Consider the following 8,289-nt stretch of genomic DNA (forward strand, 5'->3'; position numbering starts at 1 on the left):
CAGGGCTTACTTCTGGGCGTCGGGAGCGAGCGCGTCGGCGATCTTGGCGACCTTGTCCAGGCGGTGGTGGGAGGTGACCTCCCGGATCGTGCCGGAGCGCGAGCGCATGATCAGGGACTGGGTCACGGCGGTGCCCGAGCCGTAGCGGACGCCGCGCAGCAGCTGGCCGCTGGTGATGCCGGTGGCGGCGAAGAAGCAGTTGTCGCTGGTGACGAGGTCCTCGGTGGTGAGCACCCGGTCGAGGTCGTGGCCGGCGTCGATGGCCTTCTGGCGCTCATCGTCGTCCTTGGGCCACAGGCGCCCCTGGATCACCCCGCCCATGGCGCGCATCGCGCAGGCGGTGATGATGCCCTCGGGGGTGCCGCCGATGCCGATGAGCATGTCGGCCGAGGACTCCTCGCGGGCGGCCGCCAGCGCACCGGCGACGTCGCCGTCGGTGATGAAGCGCAGCCGTGCGCCGGCGTCGCGGACCTGCTGGATGTAGTGGGCGTGACGCGGGCGGTCCAGCATGACCACCGTGACGTCCTCGACGTGCTTCTTCTTGGCCCGGGCCAGCCGGCGCAGGTTCTCGGCGATGGGCAGCCGGATGTCCACGCGGTCGGCGGCGTCCGGGCCGACGACGAGCTTGTCCATGTAGAAGACGGCCGAGGGGTCGTACATCGAGCCCTTCTCGGAGACCGCGATGACGGAGATCGCGTTGTCCATGCCCTTGGCGGTCGGGGTGGTGCCCTCGACCGGGTCCACGGCGACGTCGACTTTCGGGCCCGTGCCGTCGCCGACCTCCTCGCCGTTGTAGAGCATCGGCGCCTCGTCCTTCTCGCCCTCGCCGATGACGACGATGCCGTCCATCGAGACCTGGCTGAGGACCTTGCGCATCGCCTCGACGGCGGCGTTGTCGGCGAGGTTCTTGTCGCCCCGACCGACCCAACGGCCGGCGGCCAGCGCGGCGGCCTCGGTCACGCGCACCAGCTCCAGGGCAAGGTTGCGGTCGGGGAGCATCTGCTCGGTGCTGGGGCGGTGGTCGGTGGCCATGCTGGGACTCCTTCGTCGGCGGCGGAAGCGACTGCTCGTCAGCCTATCGGTGACCGTTTCGGCCGGGGTGGGCAGGGATGGGACGATGGATCGGTGAGCAGTTCTCCCACACCGACATCGCCCCCGCCGACCTCGACGCCGTCGGGACGCAGCACCGGCACCTCGGCCACGACGCAGCGGCCGGTGCCGGAGTCTGCCGCGGAGCGGAGCCGCAAGCGGCTGGCCTCCTACACCGTCCGCAACATGGTGCTGTCGGTCCTGGTCGTCCTCGCGATCGTCCTGGCGTGGTGGTCGCTGACCTTCAACCCCGAGGAGGACCAGCGTCGCCCTCCGGAGGTGACGCAGTCCGCGGCCCACGCGGTCGACCAGGCCGAGTGGCCGCTGTGGGTGCCCGACCCCGGCGAGGGGTGGAAGCCGATCGTGGTCTGGTTCGACCCGGTGGAGGGCGTCCAGACCTGGCACATCTCCTACACCTCGCCGGAGGGGGAGTATGTCGCGCTGCACCAGGCCGAGGACGTCACCCCGGAGTGGATGGGTGTGGTGCTCAAGGGCGCCGAGGAGTCCGGCGAGACGATCCTGCCCGGCCCCCACGGCGACCAGACCTGGCAGCACTGGGAGGGGGAGGAGAAGAGCAACGCCGAGCGCGGGTGGCTGCTCGGTCCGGAGCAGACCGGTGGCACGACCGTCGTCGTGCACGGCACGGCCGAGCAGGAGGAGTTCGAAGACTTCCTCCGATCGGTGGAGGCTCGTGACTGACCTGCCGGGAGGTCAGCTCTCAGGCGCGGTCGGCGTCGTCCTCGTCGGCCCCGGTCTCGTCGACGGCGTCCTCGTCCCCGTGGTCCGAGGCGCCTGACGCCGTCGTGCGCTCCAGGGTCTCCTGGGCCGCGTCCAGCTTGGCCTGGCAGTGCGCCGCGAGCTGCTCGCCGCGCTCCCAGAGCAGCATCGCCTCCTCGAGGGGCACCTGGCCGGACTCGATGCGGCTCACCAGCTGAACCAACTCGTCCCTGGCCTGCTCGTAGGACAGGTCGGCGACGGGGCGGGGGGCGGGCGTGCTGTCGGCCATCTCGATGTCGGTGCGCTCCACCCGGCCACCCTAACGCGATGGGCGCGTCGGGCGGTCGGCCCTGACCACGCCGCTGCCCGCGCCGGGACACGGGCCGGGAGATGCCCGCGCCGCGGTGTGGACCTCGGGCGACGGTGGACGGACCTGGGAGTCCCGGCGCGACGGTCTGCCCCAGGAGGCCTGCTTCTTCACCGTGCTGCGTCAGGCCATGACCGTCGACGGAGGGAACCCGATGGGCGTCTATTTCGGGACCAACACCGGCTCGGTCTTCGCGAGCCTGGACGAGGGCGTGAGCTGGCGCGAGATCGCCCGGCACCTGCCCACAGTCCTCTCCGTGGAAACGCTCTGAGGTCGGCGGCGAGGGGGTCACGGACCCGTCTGGCACCTCTGGCCCGGGCCGGTGCCTACCATGGCGGCGTGGAGGCGTTGACCGTCCTGGGCATCACCGTGAGCGATGAGGACATCGAGCGATGGCTGGGCTTCTACGCACCCGTGCGGCAGCCCTTCCGGACCCGGGACCTACCGGACGGACTTGCGGGCTCGCTCCCGGACGCCAGTCCTGAGCCTCCCAGCGACGAGCTTCGCGACACGTTCTTCATGTACGGCGGAGGCCCGTGGGTGTGGGTCTCCGAGGACGAGTTCGCCGGACTCCCACCCCGCACCAGGGCGGCACTGACCCGCGAGCGTCGCGGTCGCATCCGTCCAAGCCAGCCCCGGCCTGGCCGTCCGACCCGATGGTCGTCCCGAAGCTGCTGCGCTGGATCGGGTCGGGGACGAGGCCGAGCCTCCACCTCCTGGCTCGGGAGCAGCTGGAGCGCGCTTCCAACGGGCCGCTGCCACGAGCTGCGGAACTTGCCGGCCGGTTTCCGCTCCTGTCGGGGCCCAACTGTTTCGGCACCGTCATGGCGGTCGCGGGTGAGCCTGTGGAACAGGACTGGGTCCAGCCCGACCAGTTCCAGCGATGGCTCGACGAGCGCACCCTCCCCACGACATCCCGTGAAGCAGCTGCGGGTCCCGGTCAGGTTCTCGTATGGCGTCAGGACGGTGAGCCGGCCCACGCAGCCGTCACCGTCGGGGACGGCTGGGCGGTGCAGAAACCGTCCCAGTCGTGGTCGAGCCCGGTGGGGATCTGGCCGGTCGACGAGGTCATCAACCACTGGCGGATACCCGGGGTCCGGCTCACCCGTCACCACCTTGCCTGACCGCTGGAGCCATCCGCCGGGGCGGTGAGGCGATGACGGGTCAGCCGCCGACCGGGCGGACGGCGAAATCACCGCGGGCGACGGTGACGCGGAGCAGCTCGTCCGCGTCGACCTCCTCGATGTCGCGCACGATGCCGCCGTCGGCGTGCCGGACGACGGCATAACCACGCTCGAGGGTGTGCTGCGGGGAGACGGCGCGCAGATGGCGGAGCAGGCTCTCGGTCCGGTCGAGCTCCCGCTCGAGACGGTCTGAGAGGCGGGCACGGCCGCGGAGGGTGAGGTCGTTGATCTCGCTGCGGTGCTGGCCGATGATGGCCGACCGGTCCGCCATCACCGGCCTGCTCATCAGCGCCCGGAGGCGGTCGCGCTCGCCGACGATCCGGCGTCCCAGGGCGGCGACGGCGCGACGGCGCACCGTGGCCAGCCCGGCCAGCTCGTCAGTGACGTCAGGCACGATCGCGGCGGCCGCGTGGGTGGGGGTGGAGGCCCGCAGGTCGGCGACGAAGTCGAGCAGCGGGGTGTCCGTCTCGTGGCCGATGGCCGAGACCACGGGGGTGCGGGCGGCGGAGACGGCGCGCACGAGCGTCTCGTTGCTGAACGGCAGCAGGTCCTCGAACGCGCCGCCGCCCCTGGCGATGACGATGACGTCGACCTCGGGCGCGGCGTCCAGCTCCGCCAGCGCCCCGGTGACGCCCGGCACGGTGTCGGGCCCCTGCACCGCCACCTGCCGGATCTCCAGCCGGGCTGCCGGCCAGCGTCGCTGCACCCCCGCCAGCACGTCCCGCTCGGCCGCGGTGGCGCGCCCGACGATCAGCCCGATCCGGCGGGGCAGGAAGGGGAGCGGCTTCTTGCGTGCCGGGTCGAAGAGCCCCTCGCTGCGGAGCACGGACTTCAGGTGCTCGAGCCGGGCGAGCAGCTCACCGACCCCGACGTGGCGCATCTGGCGGGCGTCCATCTGTAGCGTGCCCCGCTTGGTCCAGAAGCTCGCCTTGGCGTGGACGACCACGCGGGCGCCCTCCCGCGGCGGGCTCGGCATCGCGTCCAGGGCCCCCACCGGGATCGAGACGGACAGGGACATGTCGACGTCGGTGTCCCGCAGGGTCAGGTAGGCGCGGTTCATCCCCGGCCGTCGGTTGAGCTGGACGATCTGCCCCTCGATCCACAGCGGCGACATCTTGTCGATGTAGTCGCTCATCTTCATGGACAGCGTCCGCACCGGCCACGGCGACTCGGCCGTGGTGTCACGGGCGGTGGGAGGCAGCGGCGTCGGGCTCACCGGCATAGCGTAGGCAGGATGAAGGACATGACGGAGGCGCCCCGCCTGGTGCTCGTCCACGGCACCCGGATGAACGCGCACCAGTGGGACGTCTACCGCGGCCTGCTCCCCGGGGTCGAGATCGTCACCCCCGACCTGCCCGGCCACGGGGACCGGGTGGGGGAGGAGTTCACCCGGGAAGCCGCGCTGGCCACCATCGCCGAGGCCGTGGGGACCGATCGGCGACGCCCGGTGGTGCTCGTCGGTCACAGCCTGGGGGGATATCTGGCCATGCTCTACGCCGCGGCACACCCGCGGGCGATCGACCGGCTGGTGCTGGTGGGGGCCACCGCCGACCCGGCAGGCCCCTTGACCCTGGTCTACCGCGGTTTCGCGGCGGTGCTGCCGCACGTCGGCCCGGAGCGGATGGCGCGCGCGGCCAACCGGCTCATGCGGGTCCTCGGGGTGCGGGGCGAGATGGCCGACGCGCTGCCCGACGGCGCGGCCTACGCCGCGCTGCCAGCCGCCTGGCGGCTCGTGATCGACGAGTGCGGTCCGGGCCTGCTGACGCACGTCGGGTGCCCTGTCGTGCTCGTCAACGGCCAGTGGGACCAGATGCGGATCCACGCCCGTCGGTATGCGGCAGCTGCTCCCCTCGCGCAGACGGTCACGATCCCGCGCGCCACGCACCTGCTCCCGAGCACCCATGCCCCGGCGCTCCTGGAGGTGCTCCGGGCCTGCGTGGACACGACCGTCCAGGCCCGACCCAGCCGCGCCACCTACGATGGTGCGCGTGACCACTTCGACCCCTGACCACCGACCGACCGACGTGAGCGTGCCCGCGCCCGGCCAGCCCGGGGACAAGCGGGTCCTCCTCGCAGCACCCCGTGGCTACTGCGCCGGCGTGGACCGCGCCGTCGTCACCGTGGAAAAGGCCCTGGACCTCTACGGCCCGCCGATCTACGTCCGCAAGGAGATCGTGCACAACAAGCACGTCGTGCGCACGCTCGAGCGCCGGGGCGCGATCTTCGTGGACCAGACCGACGAGGTGCCCGAGGGTGCCCGCGTCATCTTCTCCGCGCACGGCGTCAGCCCCGCGGTGCACGCCGAGGCCCGCGCGCTGAGCCTGCAGACCATCGACGCCACCTGCCCCCTGGTCACCAAGGTCCACCGGGAGGCCGTCCGCTTCGCCAGCGACGACTACGACATCCTCCTCGTCGGTCACGCAGGGCACGAGGAGGTCGAGGGCACGGCCGGTGAGGCTCCCGACCACATCACCCTCGTGGAGAGCCCCGACGACGTCGACAAGGTGACGGTGCGGGACCCGGAGAAGGTGGTCTGGCTCTCCCAGACCACGCTGTCGGTGGACGAGACGATGGAGACGGTGCGCCGGCTCCGGGAGAAGTTCCCGCTGCTCCAGGACCCGCCCAGCGACGACATCTGCTACGCCACGCAGAACCGCCAGGTCGCGGTGAAGCAGATGGCCGCCGACTGCGACCTCATGATCGTCGTCGGGTCGCAGAACTCCTCCAACTCCAAGCGTCTGGTCGAGGTGGCGCTGGAGTACGGCACCCGCGCCGGCTACCTGGTCGACTACGCGGACGAGATCGACGAGTCCTGGCTCGAGGGCGTCACCACGGTCGGTGTCACCAGCGGGGCGAGCGTGCCCGAGGTCCTGGTCCGTGACGTCCTGGACTGGCTCGCCGAGCGCGGCTACGCCGACGTGCAGGCGGTCACCGCGGCCGAGGAGTCGCTCCTGTTCGCGCTGCCCAACGAGCTGCGCCGTGACCTGAAGGCCGCCGGGCAGTCCGACAAGGTCCGCTACGACCCCACCACGGTGCCCGGCCACGACTCCGCGCTGCACTGATTTCCGCGACGTCCTACCACCCGGGGGCCAAACCGATTAGGGTGCTCAGCAGGACGACTCGCCGACGGGCCCTGTCGACCCTTGACAGGGCCCGTCGCCATACCCCAGACTCTCTATTGCGGAAAGGTTCTTCCGCATATTGGAAGTTCCAGTACTTGGACGCGATGATGCGGAGGAACGCCATGTCCGAGAGCACGATGGCAGCAGGCTCGACGGGCAAGCATCCCGTCGACGAGGTGCTGCCGATCTCCCAGATGTCCCTGTACGGGCTGCAGCACGTCCTGTCAATGTATGCGGGGGTCGTCGCCGTCCCGCTGATCGTCGGCGGTGCGCTGGGCCTGAGCCCGGCGGACATGACCTACCTGGTCTCGGCCTCCCTCTTCCTGGCGGGCCTGGCCACCCTGCTCCAGAGCATCGGCTTCTGGAAGATCCCGATGCTCAAGCTCGGGGCCCGTCAGCCGATCGTCCAGGGCACCTCGTTCGTGGCGGTCACCTCGATGATCGCGATCGGCACCGGCGCAGGCGGGGGCACCGACGGGCTGCGGGCCATCTCCGGCGCCGTCATCGCGGCCGGCCTCATCTGCTTCCTGCTGGCCCCGGTGTTCACCGCACTGCTGCGCTACTTCCCCGAGGTCGTCACCGGCACGGTGATCACCGTGATCGGCCTGGCGCTGCTGCCGGTCGGCATCAACTGGGCCGCCGGCGGCGTCGGTGCTGCCGACTACGGCTCCCTGAAGAACATCGGCATGGCCGGCGTGACGCTGCTGATCATCCTGATGATCTACCGCTTCCTGCCCGGTGCCTTCTCCCGCATCGCCATCCTGCTCGGCCTCGTCCTGGGCACCCTGGTGGCGATCCCCTTCGGGATGGTCGACTTCAGCAGGCTCACGGCGGCCGGCTGGTTCCAGCTGACCACGCCCTTCCACTTCGGCATGCCCACCTTCCAGATCAGCGCCATCGTCGCGATGGTCATCGTGCTGCTGGTGATCATGACCGAGACGGTCGCCGACGTCCTGGCCATCGGTGAGGTCGTCGACAAGCCGGCCGACCGCGACACCGTCACCGGTGGCGTCCGGGCCGACATGCTCTCCAGCGCCGTCGCCGGAGTCTTCAACGTCTTCCCCTTGAGCGCCTTCGCGCAGAACGTCGGTCTGGTCGCCATCACCGGCATCCGCAGCCGCTTCGTCGTCGCGGTCGGTGGCGTCATCCTGGTGATCCTCGGTCTGGTGCCGGTCCTGGGCGCCTTCGTCGCGGTCGTCCCGACCGCAGTGCTCGGTGGCGCCGGCGTGGCGCTCTTCGGCACCGTCGCGGCCTCGGGCATCCGCACGCTGGCCGGGGTGGAGTACGACGGCAACTCCAACATCGTCATCGTCGCGGTCTCGCTGGCCATGGGTATCCTGCCGATCGCCGTGCCGGACTTCTGGGTCAACTTCCCCGAGTGGTTCCAGACGATCTTCCACAGCGGCATCACCTCGGCCGCGATCACGGCCGTCCTGCTCAACGCCATCTTCAACGTCTGGGGCAACAAGACCCCCGACCGCGAGGGGCCGGTCTTCGCCGAGGCTCCTCCTCAGGGCACGATCAACGTCCGTGACGAGGAGCGGATGGCCGGCCGCGAGTTCGCCTCGACGGACCGTGGGCAGAGCCGGGGCATCGAGTTCCGTCGCCGCCGCGCGGCCGAGGGCCAGGTGCCCGAGGGTCACGTGCCCGAGGGGCGGGCGCCGGAGGGTCGAGCGCCCGAGGGTCACACACCTGGGCGTCAGGCTCCCGAGGACTCCGACCGGGGCTGATCGCCACCACGTCCCCGTAGCGGGGCGAGATTCCCCTCCCGGGGGAGATCTGGTCGTTTCCTTTTCCGGGTGGGGGGGTT

The 8,289-nt window shown here is 71.0% G+C and carries 9 protein-coding genes; 5 read left to right on the forward strand and 4 right to left on the reverse strand.

All coding sequences use genetic code 11. From position 1 onward, the window contains the following. Positions 1-6: 6 nt before the first annotated feature. Positions 7-1,032, reverse strand: a complete 1,026-nt coding sequence (glpX, locus tag ACTMMA_RS15285; protein WP_441190980.1) for a class II fructose-bisphosphatase — start codon at positions 1,030-1,032, stop codon at positions 7-9. A gap of 93 nt (positions 1,033-1,125) precedes the next feature. Here glpX and ACTMMA_RS15290 point away from each other — a divergent pair, with 93 nt between their 5' ends. Continuing rightward, a complete protein-coding gene (locus ACTMMA_RS15290; protein ID WP_441190981.1) occupies positions 1,126-1,788 on the forward strand; it encodes a DUF4245 domain-containing protein in 663 nt (220 codons plus the stop codon). 19 nt (positions 1,789-1,807) lie between these two features. On the opposite strand, the gene ACTMMA_RS15295 is transcribed toward ACTMMA_RS15290, so the two are convergent. Next, positions 1,808-2,116 (reverse strand): exodeoxyribonuclease VII small subunit, encoded by a 309-nt coding sequence (locus ACTMMA_RS15295; protein ID WP_441190982.1) that lies wholly within the window; start codon positions 2,114-2,116, stop codon positions 1,808-1,810. Between the two features lie 94 nt (positions 2,117-2,210). Here ACTMMA_RS15295 and ACTMMA_RS15300 point away from each other — a divergent pair, with 94 nt between their 5' ends. Next, positions 2,211-2,444 carry a beta propeller repeat protein gene (locus tag ACTMMA_RS15300; protein WP_441190983.1) on the forward strand — a complete coding sequence of 78 codons (234 nt, stop codon included), beginning with the start codon at positions 2,211-2,213 and terminating at the stop codon, positions 2,442-2,444. A gap of 687 nt (positions 2,445-3,131) precedes the next feature. Here the strand turns inward: ACTMMA_RS15300 and ACTMMA_RS15305 are convergent. Further along, positions 3,132-3,278 carry a hypothetical protein gene (locus tag ACTMMA_RS15305; protein ID WP_441190984.1) on the reverse strand — a complete coding sequence of 49 codons (147 nt, stop codon included), beginning with the start codon at positions 3,276-3,278 and terminating at the stop codon, positions 3,132-3,134. 59 nt (positions 3,279-3,337) lie between these two features. Then, positions 3,338-4,579: an exodeoxyribonuclease VII large subunit gene (xseA, locus tag ACTMMA_RS15310; RefSeq protein WP_441190985.1), complete on the reverse strand. Its 1,242-nt coding sequence runs from the start codon at positions 4,577-4,579 to the stop codon at positions 3,338-3,340. Positions 4,580-4,591: 12 nt separating this feature from the next. Between xseA and ACTMMA_RS15315 the strand changes: the two genes are divergently transcribed. The 3 genes from ACTMMA_RS15315 (at position 4,592) to ACTMMA_RS15325 (ending at position 8,209) form a co-directional block, all read left to right on the forward strand. After that, positions 4,592-5,365, forward strand: a complete 774-nt coding sequence (locus ACTMMA_RS15315) for an alpha/beta fold hydrolase (protein WP_441190986.1) — start codon at positions 4,592-4,594, stop codon at positions 5,363-5,365. Beyond that, positions 5,337-6,419 carry a 4-hydroxy-3-methylbut-2-enyl diphosphate reductase gene (locus tag ACTMMA_RS15320; protein WP_441190987.1) on the forward strand — a complete coding sequence of 361 codons (1,083 nt, stop codon included), beginning with the start codon at positions 5,337-5,339 and terminating at the stop codon, positions 6,417-6,419. The genes ACTMMA_RS15315 and ACTMMA_RS15320 overlap by 29 nt, the downstream gene beginning before the upstream one ends. 182 nt (positions 6,420-6,601) lie before the next feature. Further along, positions 6,602-8,209 (forward strand): nucleobase:cation symporter-2 family protein, encoded by a 1,608-nt coding sequence (locus ACTMMA_RS15325; protein WP_441190988.1) that lies wholly within the window; start codon positions 6,602-6,604, stop codon positions 8,207-8,209. Positions 8,210-8,289: the final 80 nt, after the last annotated feature.

Source organism: Ornithinimicrobium panacihumi, from assembly GCF_052073805.1.
Taxonomy (GTDB): domain Bacteria; phylum Actinomycetota; class Actinomycetes; order Actinomycetales; family Dermatophilaceae; genus Ornithinicoccus; species Ornithinicoccus panacihumi.